The following is a 23,402-nucleotide window of genomic DNA, read 5'->3' as shown; positions in this document are numbered from 1 at the left end:
CGAACCGTCGGCCCGCCCGGCGTTTCCGGGAGCGGCCCGGCACCCGGCGAAGCAACCATCCCGCCCGGCCGTCAGGACCCCACCGTGCCAGAACTCCCGGAAGTCGAGGTCGTCCGCCGCGGCCTCGCCAAGTGGGCCGCCGACCGGACGATCGCCGCGGCCGAGGTCCTGCACCCCCGTGCCGTACGCCGCCACCCCGCCGGCCCGGACGACTTCACCCACCGCCTCACCGGCGCCACCCTCGCCGCCCCGCACCGCCGCGGCAAGTACCTGTGGCTGCCGGTCGGGGAGGGCACCGCGATGGTCGCCCACCTCGGCATGAGCGGCCAGTTCCTGATCCGCCCGCAGGAGGCGAGCGCCGAGAAGCACCTGCGGGTCCGCCTCACTTTCGACGACACCGAGGGCACCGACCTCCGCTTCGTCGACCAGCGCACCTTCGGCGGGCTCTCCTTGCACGACACGGTCCCCGGCGACCCCGAGCAGTTGCCGCAGCCGCTGGCGCACATCGCCCGCGACCCGCTCGACCCGGCCTTCGACGACGACGCCTTCCACGCGGCGCTGCGCCGCAAGCGGACCACGATCAAGCGGGCGCTGCTGGACCAGACCCTGATCAGCGGGGTCGGCAACATCTACGCCGACGAGACGCTGTGGCGCACCCGGCTGCACTACGACCGCCCGACCACCGCGCTGACCCGCCCGCGCACCGCCGAACTCCTCACCCACGTGCGGGAGGTGATGGGCGACGCGCTGGCCGCCGGCGGCACCAGCTTCGACAGCATGTACGTCAACGTGAACGGCGAGTCGGGGTACTTCGCCCGCTCGCTGGACGCCTACGGCCGCGAGGACGAGCCCTGCCGCCGCTGCGGCACCCCGATCCGGCGCCGGGCGTGGATGAACCGCTCCAGCTACTTCTGCCCGCGCTGCCAGCCGGCGCCGCGCGCCTCGTCGTAGCGTCCGCGGGCCGCCAGCACCTCCGGCATCCGGCCCTCGACCAGGTGGATCAGGTCGAGCAGCCGGGTCGCGGTCTCCTGCCCGAGCGGGGTGAGCCGGTACTCCACGTGCGGCGGGGTGACCGGCTGCGCGTCGCGGATCACCAGACCGTCGCGCTCCAGCGCCTGGAGCGTCTGGGAGAGCATCTTCTCGCTCACGCCGTCCACCCGGCGCCGCAGCGCGTTGAAGCGCAGGGTGTCCTCGGCGAGCGCCGACAGCGTCAGGATGCCCCAGCGCCCGGTGACGTGCTCCAGGGTCGGCCGTGACGGGCAGTCCCGCGAGAACACGTCGAACGCGTCCACCTGCTCCGTCACCTGGTTCATGGGCCCAGCGTAGCGTCCGCCCCGCGGCCGGTCAGTAGCCGAAGTCCTGGGTCCACCAGGGGCCGCCGGTGCCGAAGTGGATGCCGACGCCGAGGGTCTTGTAGTCGCAGTCGAGAATGTTGGCGCGGTGGCCGGGGCTGTTCATCCAGGCGGTCATCACGGCCTGGGCGTCGGCCTGGCCCATGGCGATGTTCTCGCCGCCGAGGTCGGTGATGCCGAGCTTCTTCGCCCGGTCCCAGGGGTCGTTGCCGTCCGGGTCGGTGTGGTCGAAGAAGCCGCGGGCGGCCATGTCGTCGCTGAAGTCCTGCGCGAGGGTGTCCAGGGCGGAGCTCGCGGTGAGCGGCTGGCAGCCGGCGGTGGCGCGCTGCGCGTTGACCAGGGTGAGGATCTGGGCCCGGGCGGAGGTGACCGCGTCGGTGGTGGCCGTGGCCGCGGTGGTGGGCGCGGTGGTCTTCGGGGCGGTGGTCCGCACCGGGGTGGTGGGCGCGGCGGTGGTGCGGGTGGGGGAGGGCGCGGCGGCCTTGGTGGTGGCCGTGCGGGACGGCGTGGCGGCGCGGGCCGTGGTCGCGGGCGCGCTCCTGGTCGCGGTCGCGGTGGGCGCGCCGGACGCAGAGGTGGTGGCGCCGTCGGACGAGGGCGTGTTGGTGTCGGTCAGGGACGAGGGCGAGCCGGTGCCGGTGGGCCCGGTCCCGTCCGCCTGGGTGCTGGCGCCGTCGCCGTCGAGGTGGCGCAGCTCGCCGTCGAGGTCCGCCAGCAGCCCGGAGGACGCGGCGACCGCGCCCACCGCGAGCGCCGCCGACGACGCCAGCAGCCCGGTCCGTACCGGGTGGTGCCTGCGCGGGCCGCGGTGGCTGCGCGGCCCCGGCTGCGGGGCCGCGGGCTCGGCATGTCGGCTGTGACGCCCCATCGCCGCACTCCTCACTGCTCGCACTGCTCGCCTGAATTACTCCGAACGGGTGAAGCTGTTGAGGGGGGACTGTAGCGAATGCGGGGTGGGTCGGACGAGGTTGCGTGGTCAGGCGGCCGGACCGGCCGGGCCGCGGCGCTCGGGCGGGCCCGCGGCGGCGGACGGGATAGCGTGCCGGTATGAACGAAGAGGTCCGGCTCACCGCGTGGGTGCGCGGCCGTGTGCAGGGCGTCGGCTTCCGCTGGTGGACCCGGGCGACCGCGCTGGAGATCGGCGGCCTGGACGGCTACGCGGGCAATCTCGCCGACGGGCGGGTGCAGGTGGTCGCGGAGGGCGGCTTCGAGCGGTGCGAGCGGCTGCTGGAGTGGCTGCGGCACGGCGACACGCCCGGGCGGGTGGACGGGGTGACCGAAATCTGGGGGGTCACCCGCGGCGGATACGAGGGTTTCGAGATCCGATGACCACAACCCGTTGCCTTCCGGCGATCGGCGTGTCAGGCTGCCCCCGGGCGGGGATGATCGTCAGACCTCGCGGATGACCACGCGGGCAGCCCGCGGCGCAGGTCGGCGCCGTGTATTCCGAGGCGGACCCGACGGCTGGGCTGTGATCGTGTTGACCGGTCCCCGTTTTGGTGAGACGCTGGAAGCCCCGCGCATCGTGGCACCGATGAATGCATGGCAGCCTCGATTTCGGCAGTCGCGCGGGAGCGACCCCCCTCAACCACGACCCACCCGCCCCGGTCGGTCACTCAGCGTGGAGGACCATTCATCATGGCAAAGGCGCTTCTCGGTTACGTCGGCGGCCCCGACCCGCGACTCCTCGCCGAGATGCGAAGGCTTCAGCAGCGCGTTCAGGACCTGGAGTCCGAGCTCGTCCGCATGCAGGCGGAGAACGACGCACTGGCTGTCGCATCGCGTGAAGAGTCGCTGCTCAGCAGCATCGACGTCACTCGCGCGGAGCCCGCGCTCGCCTGATCCGGCGGGTGGCGGGGCCTTCCCCCACACCGATGTCGCCGGACGGCGGCCAGGGACTCCCGTCCCCGTCGTCCCCTCGGCAGCCTGCTTCCCGCGGCTGCCCTGACTTACCCATGCCTGGCTCGCCCATGCCGGTCCGCAGCGGCGCCGCTGGTCGGCGCCGTCGCGGCAGTACGCGGTCACGGCACTTCAAGGGACGCCCGTGCGGCGTCCCTTCGTGGTTCCCCGGAGGGATGTCCCTCCGGCCCTGCTGCCCGCCCCTCGCCTCTTTGTCCCAACTGCTTCACATGCGCGACGATCACCCGTTGCCCCGGTTCTACGTCTGATCTGCCCTGCGGATTCCTCGGTGAAACCGCACCTGCCGGGTAGAGTCGACCGGCGTGCATCTCAAGAGCCTCACGCTGCGCGGCTTCAAGTCGTTCGCCTCCGCGACGACGCTGCGCTTCGAACCCGGAATCACCTGCGTCGTCGGGCCCAACGGCTCCGGCAAGTCCAACGTCGTGGACGCGCTGTCGTGGGTGATGGGCGAGCAGGGGGCCAAGTCACTGCGCGGCGGCAAGATGGAGGACGTCATCTTCGCCGGCACCACCGGGCGCCCCCCGCTGGGCCGCGCCGAGGTGTCGCTGACCATCGACAACACCGACGGCGTGCTGCCGATCGAGTACGCCGAAGTCACCATCACCCGGATCATGTTCCGCAACGGCGGCAGCGAGTACCAGCTCAACGGCGACACCTGCCGGCTGCTGGACATCCAGGAACTGCTCTCCGACTCCGGCATCGGCCGCGAGATGCACGTCATCGTCGGCCAGGGCCAGCTGGACTCCGTCCTGCACGCCGACCCGATGGGCCGCCGCGCCTTCATCGAGGAGGCGGCCGGCGTCCTCAAACACCGCAAGCGCAAGGAGAAGGCGCTGCGGAAACTCGACGCGATGCAGGCCAACCTCGCCCGCGTCACCGACCTCACCGGCGAACTGCGCCGCCAGCTCAAACCGCTCGGCCGGCAGGCGCAGGTCGCCCGCCGCGCCGCCGTCATCCAGGCCGACCTGCGCGACGCCCGGCTGCGGCTGCTCGCCGACGACCTGGTGACACTGCGCGAGGCACTGCGCGCCGAGGTCGCCGACGAGGCCGCGCTCAAGGAGCGCAGGGCCGCCGTCGAGACCGAACTCGCCGCCGCGGTGCAGCGCGAGGCCCGCCTGGAGGAGCAGGTGCGGGCCCTGACCCCGCGGGTCAACGACGCGCAGGCCGCCTGGTACGCGCTCTCCCAGCTCACCGAACGGGTGCGCGGCACCATCGGGCTGGCCGAGCAGCGCCACCGGCACGCCACCGGCCAGCCCGCCGAGGAGCGGCGCGGCCGCGACCCGGAGGACATGGAGCGCGAGGCCGCCCGTATCCGGGAGCAGGAGGCCGAACTCACCGAAGCGCTCGACGCGGCCGAACGCGCCCTGGAGGACACCGTCGGCCACCGCGCCGAACTCGAACGCCGCCTCGCTGAGGAGGAGAGCCGGCTGCGCCAGGCCGCCCGCGCCATCGCCGACCGCCGCGAGGGTCTGGCCCGGCTGAACGCCCAGGTCAACGCGGCCCGTTCCAAGGCCGGTTCGGCCGAGGCCGAGATCGGCCGGCTCGCCGCGGCCCGCGACGAGGCCCGCGAGAGGGCCGAGTCCGCGCAAGGCGAGTACGAGGAACTGCGCGCCCAGGTCGAGGGGCTGGACGCCGACGACAGCGAACTCGAAGCCCGCTTCGAGGCCGCCCGCGCCGCGCAGGCCGCCGCCGACGAGGAGTTCAGCGCCGCCCGGGAGGCGGCCACCGCCGCGGAGCGCCGCCGCGCCGCCGTCGCCGCCCGCCGCGACGCGCTCGCCCCTTCGCTGCGGCGCAAGGACGGCACCGGCGCGCTGCTGGCGCGGGCCGGGACACCGGACGGCCTGGACGGCGTCCTCGGCTCGGCCGCCGAACTGCTGCACGTCGCCCCGGGGTACGAGGTCCCGCTCGCCGCGGCCCTCGGCGCGGCCGCCGACGCGGTCGCCGTCACCGGCCCGGCCGCGGCCGCGGACGCGCTGCGGCTGCTGCGCAAGGAGGACGGCGGCCGCGCCGCGCTGCTGCTGGCCCTGCCGTCCGGCGGCGCCGATCCGGTCCTGCCCGGGCAGAGCGCGGGGGACCGTACCCGGCCGGAGCACGGGCCGGGGCCGGGGCCCGCCGCACCCGCGGCCGGCGCGCCCCCGTACGGCGGTGCGGCCGGGGAGCGCGGGGACGCGGGCCGGCCGGGCGCCGCGCCGTATGGCGACCGGGAGCGTACGGCGGCGGCCGTCGCGGGCTCGGGGGTGCCGGCGCCGCGGCCGGAGGGGGCGGGGCTGCCCGGGCAGGCGCGGCCCGCGGTGGAGCTGGTCGCCGGGGACGCCGGCCTGCTGCCCTCGGTACGGCGGCTGCTGGACGGTTTCGTGGTGGTGCCGACGCTTGAGGACGCGCAGGAACTGGTCGCCGCGCACCCGGAGCTGACCGCGGTGACCGCCGAGGGCGACGTGCTGGCCGCGCACATGGCGCAGGGCGGTTCGGCGAAGGCGCCCAGCGTCCTGGAGGTGCAGGCGCAGGTCGACGAGGCGGACGCGGAGCTGGAGCGGCTGGCGGGTCAGTGCGCGGAGCTGGCCGAGCGCCAGCAGGCGGCCAGGGACCGCCGGGCGGCCGCGGCGCGCGAGGTCGACGAGCTGGGGCAGCGGCGCCGGGCGGCGGAGAAGGCGAAGTCGTCGGTGGCGCAGCAGTTGGGCCGGTACGGCGGGCAGGCGCGGGCGGCGGCCGGGGAGGCGGAGCGCGCGGCGGCGGCCGTGGTCCGGGCGCAGGAGTCGGTCGCCGCGGCGCGCGAGGAGCTGGAGGAGCTGTCCTACCGGCTGGGCGAGGCGCAGGAGGAGCCGGGCGAGGAGGAGCCGGACACCTTCGCCCGGGACCGGCTTGCGGCCGACGGTGCGAACGCGCGGCAGACCGAGATGGAGGCGCGCCTGCAGGTGCGCACCCACGAGGAGCGGGTCAGGAGTCTGGCCGGGCGGGCCGACGGGCTGGACCGGGCGGCCCGCGCCGAGCGGGAGACCCGGGCGCGGGCCGAGCGGCGGCGGGCCCGGCTGGCGTACGAGGCGTCGGTGGCGGCGGCCGTCCTGGCCGGCGCGCGCGGGCTGCTGGCGTGCGTTCAGGTGTCGCTGGGCCGGGCGGAGGCCGAGCGGGTCGCCGCCGAGCAGGCCAGGGCCGAGCGGGAGGCGGAGCTCGGCGCGGAGCGGCGGCGCGGCCGGGAGCTGAAGTCGGAGCTGGACCGGCTGACCGGGGATGTGCACAAGGGCGAGGTGCTGGGCGCCGAGAAGCGGCTGCGGATCGAGCAGTTGGAGGCGAAGGCGCTGGAGGAGCACGGCATGGAGCCGGCCGGGCTCGTGGCCGAGTATGGGCCGGGGCTGCCGGTGCCGCCGTCGCCGCCCGCCGAGGGCGAGGTGCTGCCCGAGGACCCGGCGCACCCGCGCAACCAGCCGGTGCCCTATGTCCGCGCCGAGCAGGAGAAGCGGCTGCGGGCGGCGGAGAAGGCGTACGCGCAGCTCGGCAAGGTCAACCCGCTGGCGCTGGAGGAGTTCGCGGCCCTGGAGGAGCGGCACAAGTTCCTCACCGAGCAGCTGGAGGACCTCCGCAAGACCCGCGCCGACCTGCTCCAGGTGGTCAAGGACGTCGACGAGCGGGTGGAGCAGGTCTTCACCGCGGCCTTCCACGACACCGCGCGGGAGTTCGAGGGCGTCTTCTCCCGGCTCTTCCCGGGCGGCGAGGGGCGGTTGGTGCTGACCGACCCGGACAACATGCTCACCACAGGGGTGGAGGTTGAGGCACGGCCGCCGGGGAAGAAGGTGAAGCGGTTGTCGCTGCTGTCGGGCGGTGAGCGCTCGCTGACCGCGGTGGCGATGCTGGTGTCGATCTTCAAGGCGCGGCCGAGCCCGTTCTACGTGATGGACGAGGTCGAGGCGGCGCTGGACGACACCAACCTGCAGCGGCTGATCCGGATCATGGAGGAGCTCCAGGAGAGTTCGCAGCTGATCGTCATCACGCACCAGAAGCGGACGATGGAGGTCGCCGATGCCCTGTACGGAGTATCGATGCAGGGCGACGGGGTGTCCAAGGTGATCAGCCAGCGGCTGCGGGACGGCAAGCGGACGGCCGCCAAGGCCGACTGAACCTTCACAACCTGAACTCGTCTTGCCAGCCTCACCTGGGTTTCCCAGGTGAGATAGCTAACGTGCGCACGATTGCGCCCTCTTCTGATTTCTTGTGTTCGAAAGTTGTATGCATAATCTCTGAGCGTTTGCCTATACGTCCGAGTGGTGGCCGCTCCAACGGCGGCCAACACTGGAAGATCCGAACCCTCATGTGAGGGCTCGCCGCCGAGCCCCAGGAGCGCAACTTGACCAGCACCGCATCAGCGGCCGGCACCTCTGGCCGGGTCCCGCCGCCGACCGAACACCTCGGCCACGTCATCTTCATCACCGCCGCCGCCGCGATGGGCGGCTTCCTCTTCGGCTACGACAGCTCGGTGATCAACGGCGCGGTCGAGGCGATCCGGTCCAGGTACGGCATCGGGTCCGCGGCCCTCGCCCAGGTCATCGCGATCGCCCTGATCGGCTGCGCGATCGGGGCCGCCACCGCGGGCCGGATCGCCGACCGCATCGGCCGCATCCGCTGCATGCAGATCTCCTCGGTGCTCTTCACCATCAGCGCGGTCGGCTCCGCGCTGCCGTTCGCCCTGTGGGACCTGGCGTTCTGGCGGATCGTCGGCGGCTTCGCGATCGGCATGGCCTCGGTGATCGGCCCCGCCTACATCGCCGAGGTCTCGCCGCCGGCCTACCGCGGCCGGCTCGCGTCCTTCCAGCAGGGCGCCATCGTGCTGGGCATCGCCATCTCCCAGCTCGTCAACTACGGCATCCTGCAGTCCGCCAACGGCGACCAGCGCGGCACGGTGATCGGCCTGGAGGCGTGGCAGGTCATGCTCGGGGTGATGGTCATCCCCGCGGTCATCTACGGGCTGCTGTCCTTCGCCATCCCCGAGTCGCCGCGGTTCCTGCTGTCGGTCGGCCGGGACCGGGAGGCCCGCTCGGTGCTCGCCGACGTCGAGGGCAAGGACACCGACCTCGACGCGCGCGTCACCGAGATCCGCACCGCCATGCGCCGCGAGCACAAGGCGAGCTTCCGCGACCTGCTCAACCCCAGGTCCGGCCGGATGCCCAACTTCCTGCCCATCGTCTGGATCGGCATCGGGCTGTCGGCGTTCCAGCAACTCGTGGGCATCAACGTGGCGTTCTACTACTCCGCCACGCTCTGGCAGTCCGTCGGCATCGACCCGAGCAGCTCGTTCCTGTACTCCTTCACCACCTCGATCGTGAACATCATCGGCACGGTGATCGCCATGATCTTCGTGGACCGGATCGGCCGCCGCCCGCTGGCCCTGATCGGCTCCGCCGGCATGACCGTCGCCCTCGCCCTGGAAGCCTGGGCGTTCTCCTCCAAGCACGGCGCGACCCTTCCCACCGCCGAGGGCACCGTCGCCCTGGTCGCCGCGCACTGCTTCGTGCTGTTCTTCGCGCTGTCCTGGGGCGTCGTCGTCTGGGTCTTCCTCGGCGAGATGTTCCCCAACAAGATCCGCGCCGCGGCCCTGGGCGTCGCCGCCGCCGCGCAGTGGATCGCCAACTGGGCCATCACCGCGAGCTTCCCCAGCCTCGCCGACTGGAACCTGTCGGGCACCTACGTCATCTACACCTGCTTCGCCCTGGTCTCCATCCCCTTCGTCCTGCTCTTCGTCAAGGAGACCAAGGGCAAGTCCCTGGAGGAGATGGGCTGACCGCGCGGGCCCGCTCGGCCGGGTGGAGCCGTTGACAAGCTCGGTTAATGGGATTAGCTTTTAGCTAACGGAGTTAGCCGCGCTGGGCCGGAGGAGACGCCATGACCGAGTACCTCGCCGTCGGGGACGGCACGATCGCGTACGAGCTGAGCGGAACCGGCCCGCTGGTCGTGCTGGCGCACGGGATGGGGGACAGCCGCGCCTCGTATCGCGCGGTGGTTCCCGCGCTGGTGGACGCGGGCTACCGGGTGGCCGCGGTGGACCTGCGCGGCTGCGGCGAGTCCAGCACGCGGTGGCCGGAGTGGAGCCGTACGGCGATCGCGGGGGACCTGCTCGCGTTGATCCGGCACCTGGGCGGCCCGGCCGTCATCGTCGGGCACTCGATCTCCGGCGGCGCCGCCACCATCGCCGCCGCGCGGGAGCCCGCGCTGGTCAGCGCGGTGGTCGAACTGGGGCCGTTCACGCGCAAGCAGTCGTTCGCACTGGGCGACCTGCGCGTGAAGCGCTACCGGCAGGGCCTGCTGCGGCTGGCCGGGGCCGCGCTGTTCGGCAGCGTGCGGCTGTGGAAGGCGTACCTCGACCTGGCCACCCCCACCAAGCCCGCCGACTGGCAGCAGCGGATCGGCCGGATCGACGCGACCATGCGCGAGCCGGGCCGGATGAAGGCGATGCAGCTCATGGGCCGCGCCGCCCCGGCGGACGCCGGCGAGCAGCTCGCCCACGTCACCCGGCCCGTCCTGGTGGTCATGGGCACGCTCGACCCGGACTGGGCCGACCCGCACGCCGAGGGCGCCGCGATCGTGGCCGGACTGCCGGACGGGATCGGCCGGCTGGAGATGGTCGAGGGCGGCGGGCACTACCTGCACGACCAGTACCCCGACCAGGTCGCCGCCCTGGTGCTGGACTTCCTGCGGACGCAGGCCGCCCGTGCCTAGGGCCGGACTGGACCGGGCGGCCGTGGTCGCCGCCGGCGCCGACCTCGCCGACGAGGTGGGCCTGGCCCGGCTGACCATGGGCTCGCTCGCCGAACGGCTCGGCGTGCGCACCCCCTCGCTGTACAAGCACGTCGCCGGGCAGGACGACCTCAACCGCCGGATCGCGGTCCTGGCGCTGGCCCAGGCCGCGGACGCCGTCGGGAGCGCGGCTTCGGGGTACGCGGGCCGCGACGCGCTGGCCGCCGCGGCACGCGCCTTCCGCGCGTTCGTCGTGGCGCACCCCGGTCGGTACGCCGCGACCGTCGGCGTGGAACCCGCCGGCCCGGACGACCCGCTGGCCGCCGAGGGGCGGCGGCTGCTCGACTCCTTCATGGCGGTGCTGCGCGGCTACGCGGTCGCGCCCGAGGACGTGGACCACGCGCTGCGCACCCTGCGCAGCCTCTGCCACGGCTTCGCCACCCTCCAGGCGGCCGGCGGCTTCCAGTGGAGCGCCGACATCGACGAGAGCTTCGAGTGGCTGATCGCCTTCGCCGACCAGGGACTGCGGGCCGCCACGGCGCGGGTCGCGCCGGTTGGGACGGCGGCGACCCGGGAGTAGGGATACTGGGGGGGCTATGGAAACCGTCATCCTTGTCGTCGTCATTGCCCTGGTCGTGGTCCTCGGGGCCGGCGGGCTGGTGGTCGGCAGCCGCCGCAAGAAGAAGCAGCTGCCGCCGTCCCCCCCGAGCACCCCGACGATCACCAAGCCTCCCGCCGAACCGCACGTCGGGGATGAGGCCGCGCCCCCGCGGGAGGAGCCCCGCCGGACCATCGAGGAGGTCCCGCTCCCCGGCGCGACCGCCGCGCCCGAGGCCCCCGAGGAGGTGCAGCTCCCCGAAGAGGTCGTCATCGAGCGGCCCGAGCCGACCGCGGGCCGGCTGGTACGGCTGCGCTCGCGCCTGTCCCGCTCGCAGAACTCGCTCGGCAAGGGCCTGCTCACCCTGCTGTCGCGGGAGCGGCTGGACGACGACACCTGGGAGGAGGTCGAGGACACCCTCATCACCGCCGACGTCGGCGTGACCCCGACCCAGGAACTCGTCGAGCGGCTGCGCACCCGGGTGCGCGTGCTGGGCACCCGCACCCCCGAGGAACTGCGCACCCTGCTGCGCGAGGAGCTGGTCGCGCTGGTCGACCCGTCCCTGGACCGCACCCTGCACACCGACAGCCACGAGGAGTCCCCGGCCGTCGTGCTGGTCGTCGGCGTCAACGGCACCGGCAAGACCACCACCACCGGCAAGCTCGCCCGGGTGCTGGTCGCCGACGGCCGCAGCGTGGTGCTGGGCGCGGCCGACACCTTCCGGGCCGCGGCCGCCGACCAGCTCCAGACCTGGGGCGAGCGCGTCGGTGCCCGCACCGTCCGCGGCCCCGAGGGCGGCGACCCCGCGTCGGTCGCCTTCGACGCGGTCAAGGAGGGCATCGCCGAGAGCGCCGACACCGTCCTGATCGACACCGCCGGGCGGCTGCACACCAAGACCGGCCTGATGGACGAGCTGGGCAAGGTCAAGCGCGTGGTCGAGAAGCACGGCCCGGTCGACGAGGTGCTGCTCGTGCTCGACGCCACCACCGGGCAGAACGGCCTGGTGCAGGCCCGTGTCTTCGCCGAGGTGGTGGACATCACCGGCATCGTGCTCACCAAGCTCGACGGCACCGCCAAGGGCGGCATCGTGGTCGCGGTCCAGCGCGAACTGGGCGTCCCGGTCAAGCTCATCGGGCTCGGCGAGGGCGCCGACGACCTCGCGCCCTTCGAGCCGGAGGCGTTCGTCGACGCGCTGATCGGCGAGTAGCCGAGCCATGGTGACGCCGGAACCCCACCCGGCGCACGCGTAAGGGGCGCCCCTTGAGAGGGGCGCCCCTTACACATGACGGGCGGCTGCCGCGTACGCGGCCGATCGCGGCTACCCGCAGTCCCGCGTGCGGTGCGCCACGTACGCCAGCGTGCCCAGCACGAGGCGGGCCTCCGGCGGCTGCGGCAGCGAGTCCAGCCGCGGCTCGCGCAGCCACCGCACCGGCCCCAGCCCGCCGAAGTCCGACGGGGGAGCCACCACATGGTCGCCCGGGCCCAGACAGCGCAGGTCCAGCCGCGCGTCGTCCCAGCCCATCCGGTACAGCAGCTGCGGCAGTTCGGCCGCCGCGCCCGGCGCCACGAAGAACCGCGCCCGCCCGGTGGGCGTCAGCAGCACCGGCCCCAGGTGCAGCCCCATCCGCTCCAGCCGCACCAGCGCCCGGCGGCCCGGCAGTTCGGCCACGTCGAGGATGTCGAAGGTCCGCCCGACCGGCAGCAGCACCGAGGCGCCCGGCATCCGCTGCCACATCCGCTCGGCCGCCTGGAGCCCCGCCCCGGCCGGGACCTCGGCCATCGGGTCCAGCGGGTGCGCGCCCGGCTCCTTGCACCGCACGTCCCCGCAGGAGCACACCTCGCCGCCGCGCCCCGCCCGCGCCCCCGGCGCCACCGCCCAGCCGCACAGCCCGGTGTACTCGGCGACGGTGCCGCACACCGCCGCACGAGCCCTGCGGCGTACGGCACTCCACCCGCCGGGGAGCGCCGCCGCCCGTGCGGCGTGCCGCACGACGGCCCGCTGCTCCCGCGTCTCGCGCATGCTGCCGATCGTGAACACCATGACCCCTCCAACGGATCGCGTCGGCCGTTGGTTACGCACGCGCAAGGCGGCGGTCCCGGCGGCATGTGTCAAGTGAATCGCTCGCAGACGCCCCGGAGTTCATCCGATGGGGTGGCGAATGGTGGCGTTTCCGCAATTGCGGTCCCGCGGCATATGGCCGGGGGATACGTTACGTATGAAGCAGAAGCGGGATGGGGGCGCGGCCGGTGACCGGGACAGCGGACAAGCAGCCCAACGCGCAGTTGACCTCGTGGTTCGTGCGCAGCGGCTGGTCCAAGGGTGAGCTGGCGCGCCAAGTCAACCGCAGGGCACGGCAGTTGGGCGCCCACCACGTCAGCACCGACACGTCAAGGGTTCGCCGGTGGCTGGACGGCGAGCAGCCCCGCGAACCCATCCCGCGCATCCTGTCCGAGCTGTTCTCCGAACGCTTCGGTTGCGTCGTCCCCGTCGAGGACCTCGGGCTGCGCTCGGCCCAGCAGCCGCCCTCCGGCGGCGACATCGACCTGCCCTGGGCCGGCCCGCAGACCGTCCAGCTGATCAACGAGTTCTCCCGCAGCGACCTCATGCTCGGCCGCCGCGGCTTCCTCGGCGCCTCCCTCGCACTGTCCGCGGGACCCGCCCTGCTCGAATCCATGCAGCGCTGGCTGGTACCGGCCTCCACCGCGCCCCGCCCGCCCGCAGCGGCCGCGGGCCTGAGCGGCGGCCGGGTGGCCCGGCTGTCCGAGCAGGAGCTGCAACTCCTGGAGTCCACCGCGGCGATGTTCCGCGACTGGGACAGCCAGTGCGGCGGCGGACTGCGCCGCAAGGCCGTCGTCGGCCAGCTGCACGAAGTGACCGACCTCCTCCAGGAACCGCACCCCGAGCCCGTCACCCGCCGGCTCTACCGCGTCACCGCCGACCTGGCCGCCCTCGCCGGCTGGATGAGCTACGACGTGGGGCTGCAACCGATCGCCCAGAAGTACCTGGTGCTCGCGCTCCACGCGGCCAAGGAGGCCGGCGACCGCCCGCTCGGCGCGTTCGTGCTGTCCTCGATGAGCCGCCAGATGATCCATCTGGAGCGCCCCGACGACGCCCTGGAACTCATCCACCTCGCGCAGTACGGCAGCCGCGACTCGGCCGGCGCCGCCACCCAGTCGATGCTCTACGCGCTGGAGGCCCGCGCCTACGCCAACATGGGCCAGGTCAACAAGTGCCACCGCGCGGTCCGGATGGCCGAGGACACCTTCACCGACGCCCGCCCCGGCGAGGAGCCCGCCTGGATCAGCTTCTTCACCGAGGCCGAACTGCACGCGGAGAACGCGCACTCCTACCGCGACCTCGCCTACGTCGCCGGCCGCAGCCCGACGTACGCCTCCCTCGCCCAGCCCGAGATGCGCCAGGCCGTCGAGGGCTTCCGCACCGACCCCGTCCACCAGCGCGCCTACGCGCTGAACCTGGTCGGCATGGGCACCGTGCAGCTGCTGATGCGCGACCCCGAGCAGGCCGCGCACTACACCGACCAGGCCATCGCCGTCGCCAAGCGGGTCCGCTCCGAGCGCGTGAACACCCGTATCCGCAAGACCACCCATGCCGCCGTCCGCGACTTCGGCGACGTGCCCGAAGTGGCTCAGCTCGCCGAGCGGCTTTCCGAGGAACTCCCGGAAGTCGCCGAGTCCGCGTAATCTGCTTCCCCACCCGTATACATCCTTCACCGAACACCCGGATGGTTCATCTCCGCGTAACACGGGTGACTTCTTCGTCACTGCGGTGAAACATCCTATGGCATCGGGTGAAACCCGCCTCGGCCAACCTCTAGGCCCATACCGGCCCACCCCTGCACCGCCCGCACGGGCCGTTCGGATGACGAGGAGACGCCGATGGCACCAGCCATCATCACACTGGCCGCGGACGCGCCCAAGCTCGACACCGGCAATACCGCATTCCTGCTCCTGAGCTCCGCGCTCGTGATGCTGATGACCCCGGGGCTGGCGTTCTTCTACGGCGGAATGGTCCGCGTGAAGAGTGCCCTGAACATGCTGATGATGAGTTTCATCAGCCTCGGGATCATCACCCTGCTGTGGACCGGATACGGATTCAGTTTCGCGTTCGACGGCGACCACGGCGGATTCCTCGGCGGCACCGGCTGGCTCGGCCTGCGCGACATCGCACCGGACGACCTGTGGGGCGCCACCGGCACCCCGGTCTTCGCGTTCGCCGCGTTCCAGCTGATGTTCGCCGTCATCACCCCGGCCCTGATAAGCGGCGCCCTGGCCGACCGGGTGAAGTTCACCGCCTGGTCGCTGTTCATCGCCGTCTGGGCGACCGTGGTGTACTTCCCGGTCGCGCACTGGGTGTGGGGCGGCGGCTGGCTCGGCAAGAAGGGCGTCATCGACTTCGCCGGCGGCACCGCGGTGCACATCAACGCCGGTGCGGCCGCCCTCGGCGTGATCCTCGTCATCGGCAAGCGGGTCGGCTTCAAGCGCGACCCGATGCGCCCGCACAGCATGCCCTGGGTGATGCTCGGCGCCGGCCTGCTGTGGTTCGGCTGGTTCGGCTTCAACGCCGGCTCGGAGATCACCTCCGACGGCGTCGCCTCCACCGTCTTCATCAACACCCAGATCGCCACCGCCGCCGCCATGATCGGCTGGCTGGCCTACGAGCGGCTGCGCCACGGCTCCTTCACCACCCTGGGCGCCGCCTCCGGCGCCGTCGCCGGCCTGGTCGCGATCACCCCCTCCTGCGCCTCGGTCAGCCCGCTCGGCGCGATCGCGGTCGGCGTCATCGCCGGCGTCATCTGCGCCGCCGCGGTCGGCCTGAAGTACCGTTTCAACTACGACGACTCCCTCGACGTCGTCGGCGTCCACATGGTCGGCGGCATCGTCGGCTCCCTGCTGATCGGCCTGCTGGCCACCGGCGGCGTCGGCCAGGACGTCAAGGGCGTCTTCTACGGCGGCGGCTGGCACCAGTTCGGCATCCAGGCCATCGGGGTCTTCGCGGTCCTGGGCTACTCCCTGGTCTGCTCCGCGATCCTCGCCAAGCTGATCGACATGGCGATGGGCTTCCGGGTCGCCGAGGACGTCGAGATCAGCGGCATCGACCAGGCCGAGCACGCCGAGACCGCCTACGACTTCACCGGCGTCGGCAGCGTCTCGCACGCGGCCCCCGCGGGCACCCAGGCCGCCGCGACCAAGAAGGTGGACGCGTGAAACTCATCACCGCCGTCGTGAAGCCGCACCGGCTCGACGAGATCAAGGAAGCCCTCCAGGCGTTCGGCGTGCAGGGCCTGACCGTCACCGAGGCCAGCGGCTACGGCCGCCAGCGCGGCCACACCGAGGTCTACCGGGGCGCGGAGTACACCGTCGACCTCGTGCCGAAGATCCGGATCGAGGTCCTCGTCGAGGACGCCGACGCCGAACAGCTCATCGAGGTCGTCGTCAAGGCGGCCAGGACGGGCAAGATCGGAGACGGGAAGGTGTGGAGCCTGCCGGTCGACACGGCCGTCCGGGTCCGCACCGGCGAGCGCGGCCCCGACGCGCTCTGACGACCCGCGGGTGCGACCGGCGGCGGGCGGGCACGGCGCTCCCCGGCGCCCGGCCCCCCGGGCGGGACAGGCTGCGCCAGGCAGCCGGCCGCCGACCGCACCCCGGGCCGCAGGCCCCGGCCACCTCGCGCCGCGGCCCGACCACGACACAGCGGAGCACGAGTGACCGACAGCGTCGAAGCGGAAGGCCACGGCTATGCGGCGGCCCGGCTGCGCCTCCTCACCGAGGAGGGGCCGTCCGGGCCGCCGCGCCGCGCCGCCCTCGCCACCCTCACCGACCAGTGGCTGGCCGCGCTGGCCACCGACGCCGCCCGCGAGACCGGCGCCACCGACTGGGCGCTGGTCGCCGTCGGCGGCTACGGCCGCGGCGAGCTGTCCCCCCGCAGCGACCTCGACCTGCTGCTCCTGCACGACTCCCCACGCTCCGCCGCCGCCCTCGCCGACCGCCTCTGGTACCCGGTGTGGGACCTCGGCCTCGCCCTCGACCACTCCGTACGCACCCCGGCGGAGGCCCGCGGCACCGCCGCGGACGACCTGAAGGTCCACCTCGGCCTGCTGGACGCCCGGCACATCGCCGGGGACACCGCCCTCACCGCCGGCCTGCGCAGCACCGTCCTCGCCGACTGGCGCAACCAGGCCCCGAAACGGCTCCCCGCCCTGCACGAGATGTGCGCCGAGCGCGCCGAACGCCAGGGCGAGCTGTCCTACCTGCTCGAACCCGACCTCAAGGAGTCCCGCGGCGGCCTGCGCGACGCCACCGCGCTGCGCGCCGTCGCCGCCTCCTGGCTCGCCGACGCCCCCCGCGAGGGCCTCGAAGAAGCCCGCAGCAGGCTGCTCGACACCCGCGACGCCCTCCACCTGGCCACCGGCCGCGCCACCGACCGGCTCGCACTCCAGGAGCAGGACCAGGTCGCCGACGCCCTCGACCTGCCCGACGCCGACGCCCTGCTCCGCCAGGTCTACGAGGCCGCCCGCCGGATCGCCTACGCCTCCGACGTCACCTGGCGCGAGGTCGCCCGGGTGCTGCGCGCCCGCGCGTCCCGCCCGCGCCGCCGCGGCCTGCTCGGCCGCGGCCGAGCCCCCAGCCCCCAGGCGGCCGCCGAACGCGTCCCGCTCGCCGAGGGCGTCGTGGAGCAGGAGGGCGAGGCGGTGCTCGCGCTGGCCGCCAAACCCGAACGCGACCCCGTGCTGCCGCTGCGCGCCGCGGCCGCCGCCGCCCAGGCCGGCCTGCCGCTGTCCCTGCACGCCGTCCGGCGCCTGGCGGCCACCGCCCGGCCGCTGCCCGTGCCGTGGCCGGCCGAGGCCCGCGAGCAGCTGCTCACCCTGCTGGGCGCCGGCGAGTCCGCCGTGCCGGTCTGGGAGGCCCTGGAGGCCGAGGGCCTGATCACCCGGCTCCTCCCCGACTGGGAGCGGGTGCGCTGCCGCCCGCAGCGCAACGCCGTGCACCGCTTCACCGTCGACCGGCACCTGGTCGAGGCGGCCGTCCAGGCGTCCGGCCTCACCCGCCGGGTCGGGCGCCCCGACCTGCTGCTCACCGCGGCCCTGCTGCACGACATCGGCAAGGGCTGGCCGGGCGACCACAGCGAGGCCGGCGAGGTGATCGCCCGCGACGTCGCCGCCCGGATCGGCTTCGGCTCGGCCGACGCCGACACCCTCGCCCTGCTGGTCCGCCACCACCTGCTGCTCATCGACACCGCCACCCGCCGCGACCTGGACGACCCCGAGACCGTCCGCACGGTCGCCGAGACCGTCCGCGACACCTCCACCCTGGAACTGCTCGCCGCCCTCACCGAGGCCGACGCGCTGGCCACCGGGCCCGCCGCCTGGAGCACCTGGCGCGCCTCCCTCCTGGCCGACCTGGTCGAACGCGTCGCCGGCGCCCTGGACACCGGCGACCTGCCCGACAGCGCCGACCGCGAGCCCACCGCCGAGGAGGAGCGCCTAGCCATCGAGGCGGCCCGCACCGGCGGCCCCGTACTGGCCCTGCACGCCAAGGCCGAGCCGGAACCGGAAGGCGACGCCCAGGACGAGGCGCTCGGCGTCGAACTGCTGCTGGCCGTACACGACCGGCCGGGCCTGCTCGCCCACGCCGCCGGGGTGCTGGCCCTGCACCGGCTCACCGTGCGCGCCGCCGACCTGCGCGCGGTCGACCCGGTGGGGGAGGGGCCGGTGGCCCTGCTGAGCTGGCGGGTCTCCGCGGAGTACGGGGCGCTGCCCGAGGCCGCCCGGCTGCGCGCCGACCTCGCCCGCGCCTTCGACGGCTCCCTGGACATCGAGGCGCGGCTGGCCGAGCGGGAGGCCGCCTACCCGCGCCGCCGCGGGGTGGTGCCGCCGCCGGCCCGGGCCACCGTCGCCCCGGGGCACACCTCGCAGACCGCCACCGTGCTGGAAGTCCGCGCCCATGACGCCCCGGGCCTGCTGCACCGGATCGGCCTGGCGCTGGCCGCGACCGCCGTCACCGTGCGCTCCGCACGCATCTCCACCCTGGGCGCCAACGCGGTCGACGCCTTCTACCTCGTCGGCAAGGACGGCGACCCGCTGCCCGCGGCCCGCGCCGCGGAAGTGGCCCGCCAGGTCGAGGCCGCCCTGCGCTGACGGCCGATTCCGGCGGGTTCCGCCCGGGGCATCCGGCTCGGCGCGCGGGCCGGATACCCTGGAGGGCGACTGTCTTCCGCCCCCGACCCCTGAGGACCTGCGACCACCGTGTTCGACACTCTGTCTGATCGCCTCGCGAATACCTTCAAGAGCCTCCGGGGCAAGGGCCGCCTGAGCGAGGCGGACATCGACGCCACGGCACGCGACATCCGCGTCGCGCTGCTGGAAGCCGACGTCGCGCTCCCGGCGGTGCGGGCCTTCATCGCCAACGTCAAGCAGCGCGCCCTGGGCGCCGAGGTCTCCCAGGCACTGAACCCGGCGCAGCAGGTCATCAAGATCGTCAACGACGAGTTGGTCACGATCCTGGGCGGGGAGACCCGGCGGCTGCGGTTCGCCAAGCAGCCGCCGACCGTGATCATGCTGGCCGGCCTCCAGGGCGCCGGCAAGACCACGCTCGCGGGCAAGCTGGGCCGCTGGCTGAAGAAGGAGGGCCACACCCCGCTGCTGGTCGCCTGCGACCTCCAGCGCCCCAACGCGGTCAACCAGCTCTCCGTCGTCGCCGAGCAGGCGGGTGTCGCGGTCTACGCGCCCCAGCCGGGCAACGGCGTGGGCGACCCGGTCCAGGTCGCCCGGGACTCCATCGAGTACGCCAGGACGCAGCAGTACGACATCGTCGTGATCGACACCGCCGGCCGGCTCGGTGTCGACCAGGAGATGATGCAGCAGGCCGCGGACATCCGGGACGTCACCCGCCCCGACGAGATCCTGTTCGTGGTCGACGCGATGATCGGCCAGGACGCGGTGAACACCGCGGAGGCGTTCCGCGACGGCGTCGGGTTCGACGGCGTGGTGCTCTCCAAGCTCGACGGCGACGCCCGCGGCGGCGCCGCCCTGTCGATCGCGCACGTCACCGGCAAGCAGATCATGTTCGCCTCCAACGGCGAGAAGCTCGACGACTTCGACACCTTCCACCCCGACCGCATGGCGTCGCGGATTCTGGACATGGGTGACGTCCTGTCGCTGATCGAGAAGGTCGAGCAGACCTTCAGCCAGCAGCAGGCCGAGGAGATGGCCGCCAAGCTGGCCAAGGGTCCCAAGGAGTTCACGCTCGACGACTTCCTGGCGCAGATGGAGCAGGTCCGCAAGATGGGCTCGCTCTCCAAGCTGCTCGGCATGCTGCCGGGCATGGGCCAGATCAAGGACCAGATCAACAACCTGGACGAGAAGGACGTCGACCGCACCGCCGCGATCATCAAGTCGATGACGCGCGCCGAGCGGGCCGACCCGCACATCATCAACGGCTCGCGCCGGGCCCGGATCGCCAAGGGCTCGGGGGTCGAGGTCAGCGCGGTCAAGAGCCTGGTGGAGCGGTTCTTCGAGGCGCGCAAGATGATGTCGCGGATGGCGCAGGGCGGCGGCATGCCGGGGATGCCCGGGATGCCGGGCATGGGCGGCGGCCCGGGCCGGCAGAAGAAGCAGCAGAAGCAGGCCAAGGGCAAGCGGCAGTCGGGCAACCCGATGAAGCGCAAGGCCGAGGCGGCCGCGGCCGCGGCGCGCCGCGAACAGCAGCAGCAGGGCGGCGGCGCGGGCCCGGCGGAGCTGCCCGGCGGCAAGGACTTCGAACTGCCGGACGAGTTCAAGAAGTTCATGGGCTGACCCGGCGTCAGCAAGGGGGTCGGCGGTCGCGGACCGCCGGCCTCCGCCGCTGTGCGCGGTGCGGGGCCCCGTGCGGACGGCGCGCGGCGGCCGCGGTCGGCTGGGATGATGCGATCATGCGTATTTCGATCCGCGAGCCCCGGCTGGGGGACGCCCAGGCACACCGCGCCGCCGTGCTGCGGTCCGCGGCGCACCTGCGGCCGTGGAACCCGGTCGAGCCGGACGCGCTGCCCGAGCTGCTGCGGCGGCAGGGCGACGGCCTGCGGACGTTCCTGATCCTCGACGAGGACGAGGACGAGGCTGCCGCGTCCGGCGCCGCCGGGGGCGGGATCGTCGGCGTGTGCAACGTCGCCAACATCGTGCTGGGCCGCTTCCGCAACGCGGCGCTCGGCTACGACAGCTACCTGCCGTACGCGGGCACCGGGCGGATGACCCGCGGGCTGCGGCTGGTGGTCGACCGCTGCTTCGCCGCCCGGCCGGGCGGGCTGGGGCTGCACCGGCTGGAGATCAACGTCCAGCCGCACAACGACCGTTCGCTGGCGATGGCCCGGCGGCTGGGCTTCCGGCACGAGGGCTTCTCCCCGCGCATGCTGTACATCAACGGCGACTGGCGGGACCACGAGCGGTTCGCGCTCACCGCCGAGGAGTGGGGCGCCGCGCAGCCGTAGCGGCGTTCGGCGGCGCGGCGCGGGCGGTCACGGGGCAGGGAGTGCAGGGGTCAGGGCCGCGGGTCGCGGATCACAGGTCACAGGCCGCGTATCACAGGCCGCGGGTCGCGGGTCACAGCAGGGAGGGCAGCCCGTCGGTCCTGGCCACCCGCTCCAGCTCGTCCAGCGCCCGCACCGCGCGGTCGGCGGCGGCCGGGTCCCTGGCGGCCAGTCCGCTCGCCGCGAACTCGTCCTCGTCCAGCCGCAGCACGTCGGCGCCGTCGGCGGACACCCACAGGTCGAGGTCCAGGTCCTCCGACAGCAGCGTGCCGCCCTCGACGGCGACCGGGCGCGTGACGTCGCAGTACCAGCCCTTCAGGGCGCCGGCCGGGTCGCGCACCTCCTTGACCGCGTACCAGCGGTCGCGCCAGTAGTGCTCGGTGAACACGTCGCCGGGCGCGAAGCGCACGAAGCCGAAGTCGCGGACGGCGGGCAGCGACCAGGGCGCGGTGACGGTCACCCGCACCCCGTCGTCGAAGCGCACGGTGGCGTCGTAGCGGACCTTCTCCCGGCCGGCCTTCAGCAGGCGGACGACGGCGGGGGAGCCGGCGGGCAGCGGTGCGGGCGGCTGGGTGTGCGGCGGGGCGGGCGGAGTCGGCATGCGGCCACTGTGGCCGAGCCGGCGCCCGGCGGCCAGCCGTTTTCCCCCGTGCCGCGCCGCGGGCGGCCGGGTGCCCGGGCGGCAACCGATTCACGCTGCGGCGGCGCGGGGCCGTACCATCGGCCCATGGCTAAGGCTCCCGTTCTCACCCCCCAGGCGGACGACTTCCCGCGCTGGTACCAGGACCTGATCAACAAGGCCGAACTGGCCGACAACGGACCGGTGCGCGGCACCATGGTGATCAGGCCGTACGGCTACGGTCTGTGGGAGCGGATGCAGGCCGACATGGACGCGCGGATCAAGGCGGTCGGCGCGCAGAACGCGTACTTCCCCCTCTTCATCCCGCAGTCGTACCTGACCCGCGAGGCCGAGCACGTGGAGGGCTTCGCGCCGGAGCTGGCGGTGGTCACCCACGGCGGCGGCAAGGAGCTGGAGGAGCCGATCGTCGTCCGGCCGACGTCCGAGACGATCATCAACGAGTACTTCTCGAAGTGGGTGCAGAGCTACCGCGACCTGCCGCTGCTGATCAACCAGTGGGCGAACGTGGTGCGCTGGGAGCTGCGGCCGCGGCTGTTCCTGCGGACCACCGAGTTCCTGTGGCAGGAGGGGCACACCGCCCACGCCACCCAGGCCGACGCCCGCGAGTTCGCCTCCCGCATCCAGTACGACGTCTACGCCGACTTCATGGAGAACGTCCTGGCGATGGACGTGGTGCCGGGCCGCAAGACCGCCAGGGAGCGGTTCGCGGGCGCGATCAACACCCTCACCCTGGAAGGGATGATGGGTGACGGCAAGGCGCTCCAGCTGGGCACCAGCCACGAGTTGGGGCAGAACTTCGCGAAGGCGTTCAACACCTCCTACCTGTCCAAGGAGGGCACCCAGGAGCACGTCTGGCAGACGTCCTGGGGCAGCACCACGCGGATGATCGGCGCGCTGGTGATGATGCACGGCGACGACAACGGGCTGCGGGTGCCGCCGAAGCTGGCGCACGTGCAGGTCGTCGTCCTGGCGATCAAGGACGACGAGGCCGTGGTGGCGAAGGTGCGCGAGGTCGGCGAGCAGCTGCGCGCGGCCGGGCTGCGGGTCGTCGTGGACGACCGGACGGACACCCCGTTCGGCCGGCGGGCGGTCGACTGGGAGCTCAAGGGCGTGCCGGTGCGGATCGAGATCGGCCCGCGCGACCTGGCCGGCTGCACCGCGATGCTGGCCCGCCGCATCCCCGGGGGCAAGGAGCCGGTCGCGCTGGACGCGCTCACCTCGGTGCTGCCGAAGGTGCTGGAGGAGGACCAGGCGCGGCTGCTCCAGGAGTCGCGCGACCGCCGGCTCGCCCGGACCGTGGACGTGGCGTCGGTCGGCGAGGCGGTCGAGGCCGCGGCCGACGGCTGGGCCCGCATCCCGTGGGCCGACCTCGGCCCCGAGGGCGAGGCCAAGCTCGCCGAGCAGGGTGTGTCGGTGCGCTGCCTGGTCGCCGAGGACGGCTCGGTGCCGGTCGCGGACGACGCCCCGGGCACCGTGGCGATCGCGGCCCGCGCCTACTAGATCGCGTCCCGCGCCCACGGGGCCGCCGTCGGGCGGCGCCTACGGGCCGGCGGGCGGCTCCCCGCGGCGCTCCCGGCCGCGTCCGCTGACCGACCGTCGGCGTACGGAATATGTTCATACGTCCGCGCTTGGGGCGGGTGCGCAGGTTCACCG

The 23,402-nt window shown here is 73.7% G+C and carries 19 protein-coding genes; 15 read left to right on the top strand and 4 right to left on the bottom strand.

Annotated elements, in window-relative coordinates:
- The first annotated feature begins 84 nt into the window (after positions 1-84).
- On the top strand, positions 85-951 hold the full coding sequence (gene mutM, locus WA788_RS27235; RefSeq protein ID WP_335981605.1) for a bifunctional DNA-formamidopyrimidine glycosylase/DNA-(apurinic or apyrimidinic site) lyase: 867 nt from the start codon (positions 85-87) through the stop codon (positions 949-951).
- Here mutM and WA788_RS27230 read toward each other — a convergent pair.
- On the bottom strand, positions 906-1,313 hold the full coding sequence (locus WA788_RS27230) for a winged helix-turn-helix transcriptional regulator (RefSeq protein WP_335981603.1): 408 nt from the start codon (positions 1,311-1,313) through the stop codon (positions 906-908). The two genes, mutM and WA788_RS27230, sit on opposite strands and share 46 nt — an antisense overlap.
- A gap of 31 nt (positions 1,314-1,344) precedes the next feature.
- Positions 1,345-2,220, bottom strand: coding sequence for a CAP domain-containing protein (locus WA788_RS27225; protein WP_335981601.1), 876 nt, complete (start codon positions 2,218-2,220; stop codon positions 1,345-1,347).
- A gap of 179 nt (positions 2,221-2,399) precedes the next feature.
- Here WA788_RS27225 and WA788_RS27220 point away from each other — a divergent pair, with 179 nt between their 5' ends.
- The 7 genes from WA788_RS27220 (at position 2,400) to ftsY (ending at position 11,797) form a co-directional block, all read left to right on the top strand.
- Entirely contained in the window at positions 2,400-2,681 is a 282-nt protein-coding gene (locus WA788_RS27220; protein ID WP_335981600.1) for an acylphosphatase, read from the top strand.
- Between the two features lie 309 nt (positions 2,682-2,990).
- Positions 2,991-3,194, top strand: a complete 204-nt coding sequence (locus WA788_RS27215; RefSeq protein ID WP_335981598.1) for a hypothetical protein — start codon at positions 2,991-2,993, stop codon at positions 3,192-3,194.
- Positions 3,195-3,574: 380 nt separating this feature from the next.
- Entirely contained in the window at positions 3,575-7,381 is a 3,807-nt protein-coding gene (locus WA788_RS27210; RefSeq protein ID WP_335981597.1) for an AAA family ATPase, read from the top strand.
- A gap of 227 nt (positions 7,382-7,608) precedes the next feature.
- Complete coding sequence (locus WA788_RS27205; RefSeq protein ID WP_335981595.1) at positions 7,609-9,039, top strand: sugar porter family MFS transporter; 1,431 nt, start codon at positions 7,609-7,611, stop codon at positions 9,037-9,039.
- Positions 9,040-9,140: 101 nt separating this feature from the next.
- Positions 9,141-9,974, top strand: a complete 834-nt coding sequence (locus WA788_RS27200) for an alpha/beta fold hydrolase (RefSeq protein WP_335981593.1) — start codon at positions 9,141-9,143, stop codon at positions 9,972-9,974.
- 22 nt (positions 9,975-9,996) lie between these two features.
- Positions 9,997-10,572 (top strand): TetR/AcrR family transcriptional regulator, encoded by a 576-nt coding sequence (locus WA788_RS27195; protein WP_335981639.1) that lies wholly within the window; start codon positions 9,997-9,999, stop codon positions 10,570-10,572.
- Positions 10,573-10,588: 16 nt separating this feature from the next.
- Positions 10,589-11,797, top strand: coding sequence for a signal recognition particle-docking protein FtsY (gene ftsY / locus WA788_RS27190; RefSeq protein WP_335981591.1), 1,209 nt, complete (start codon positions 10,589-10,591; stop codon positions 11,795-11,797).
- Positions 11,798-11,908: 111 nt separating this feature from the next.
- Here ftsY and WA788_RS27185 read toward each other — a convergent pair whose 3' ends face one another.
- On the bottom strand, positions 11,909-12,631 hold the full coding sequence (locus WA788_RS27185; protein WP_335981589.1) for a bifunctional DNA primase/polymerase: 723 nt from the start codon (positions 12,629-12,631) through the stop codon (positions 11,909-11,911).
- A 191-nt stretch (positions 12,632-12,822) separates the two neighbouring features.
- Here WA788_RS27185 and nsdA point away from each other — a divergent pair, with 191 nt between their 5' ends.
- The 6 genes from nsdA to WA788_RS27155 all read left to right on the top strand — a co-directional run bounded on the left by nsdA (position 12,823) and on the right by WA788_RS27155 (position 21,070).
- A complete protein-coding gene (gene nsdA / locus WA788_RS27180; protein WP_435130827.1) occupies positions 12,823-14,292 on the top strand; it encodes a transcriptional repressor NsdA in 1,470 nt (489 codons plus the stop codon).
- Positions 14,293-14,487: 195 nt separating this feature from the next.
- The gene (locus tag WA788_RS27175; RefSeq protein ID WP_335981585.1) at positions 14,488-15,816 is read left to right on the top strand and encodes an ammonium transporter; all 1,329 of its coding nucleotides are present in this window, start codon (positions 14,488-14,490) and stop codon (positions 15,814-15,816) included.
- Positions 15,813-16,151 (top strand): P-II family nitrogen regulator, encoded by a 339-nt coding sequence (locus WA788_RS27170; protein ID WP_328469991.1) that lies wholly within the window; start codon positions 15,813-15,815, stop codon positions 16,149-16,151. The genes WA788_RS27175 and WA788_RS27170 overlap by 4 nt, the downstream gene beginning before the upstream one ends.
- A 162-nt stretch (positions 16,152-16,313) precedes the next feature.
- Complete coding sequence (locus WA788_RS27165) at positions 16,314-18,746, top strand: [protein-PII] uridylyltransferase (RefSeq protein WP_335981581.1); 2,433 nt, start codon at positions 16,314-16,316, stop codon at positions 18,744-18,746.
- Positions 18,747-18,854: 108 nt separating this feature from the next.
- On the top strand, positions 18,855-20,402 hold the full coding sequence (gene ffh, locus WA788_RS27160; RefSeq protein WP_335981579.1) for a signal recognition particle protein: 1,548 nt from the start codon (positions 18,855-18,857) through the stop codon (positions 20,400-20,402).
- Between the two features lie 116 nt (positions 20,403-20,518).
- On the top strand, positions 20,519-21,070 hold the full coding sequence (locus WA788_RS27155; protein ID WP_335981576.1) for a GNAT family N-acetyltransferase: 552 nt from the start codon (positions 20,519-20,521) through the stop codon (positions 21,068-21,070).
- Between the two features lie 112 nt (positions 21,071-21,182).
- Here the strand turns inward: WA788_RS27155 and WA788_RS27150 are convergent, their stop codons facing one another.
- Complete coding sequence (locus WA788_RS27150) at positions 21,183-21,710, bottom strand: DUF402 domain-containing protein (protein ID WP_335981574.1); 528 nt, start codon at positions 21,708-21,710, stop codon at positions 21,183-21,185.
- 126 nt (positions 21,711-21,836) lie between these two features.
- Here WA788_RS27150 and proS point away from each other — a divergent pair, with 126 nt between their 5' ends.
- Positions 21,837-23,249: a proline--tRNA ligase gene (gene proS, locus WA788_RS27145; protein WP_335981572.1), complete on the top strand. Its 1,413-nt coding sequence runs from the start codon at positions 21,837-21,839 to the stop codon at positions 23,247-23,249.
- Positions 23,250-23,402 lie beyond the last annotated feature (153 nt).

Origin of the sequence: Streptomyces sp. CA2R106 (genome assembly GCF_037034245.1) — a bacterium.
Classification (GTDB): Bacteria; Actinomycetota; Actinomycetes; order Streptomycetales; family Streptomycetaceae; genus Actinacidiphila.
This window is presented reverse-complemented; position numbering and strand designations above follow the sequence as displayed.

Coding starts and splice junctions, on each gene's coding strand:
- WA788_RS27230 (WP_335981603.1), bottom strand. CDS start 1,313: ATGAACCAGGTGACGGAGCAGGTGGACGCGTTCGACGTGTTCTCGCGG.
- WA788_RS27225 (WP_335981601.1), bottom strand. CDS start 2,220: ATGGGGCGTCACAGCCGACATGCCGAGCCCGCGGCCCCGCAGCCGGGG.
- WA788_RS27220 (WP_335981600.1), top strand. CDS start 2,400: ATGAACGAAGAGGTCCGGCTCACCGCGTGGGTGCGCGGCCGTGTGCAG.
- WA788_RS27215 (WP_335981598.1), top strand. CDS start 2,991: ATGGCAAAGGCGCTTCTCGGTTACGTCGGCGGCCCCGACCCGCGACTC.
- WA788_RS27200 (WP_335981593.1), top strand. CDS start 9,141: ATGACCGAGTACCTCGCCGTCGGGGACGGCACGATCGCGTACGAGCTG.
- ftsY (WP_335981591.1), top strand. CDS start 10,589: ATGGAAACCGTCATCCTTGTCGTCGTCATTGCCCTGGTCGTGGTCCTC.
- WA788_RS27185 (WP_335981589.1), bottom strand. CDS start 12,631: ATGGTGTTCACGATCGGCAGCATGCGCGAGACGCGGGAGCAGCGGGCC.
- nsdA (WP_435130827.1), top strand. CDS start 12,823: ATGGGGGCGCGGCCGGTGACCGGGACAGCGGACAAGCAGCCCAACGCG.
- WA788_RS27175 (WP_335981585.1), top strand. CDS start 14,488: ATGGCACCAGCCATCATCACACTGGCCGCGGACGCGCCCAAGCTCGAC.
- WA788_RS27155 (WP_335981576.1), top strand. CDS start 20,519: ATGCGTATTTCGATCCGCGAGCCCCGGCTGGGGGACGCCCAGGCACAC.
- WA788_RS27150 (WP_335981574.1), bottom strand. CDS start 21,710: ATGCCGACTCCGCCCGCCCCGCCGCACACCCAGCCGCCCGCACCGCTG.
- proS (WP_335981572.1), top strand. CDS start 21,837: ATGGCTAAGGCTCCCGTTCTCACCCCCCAGGCGGACGACTTCCCGCGC.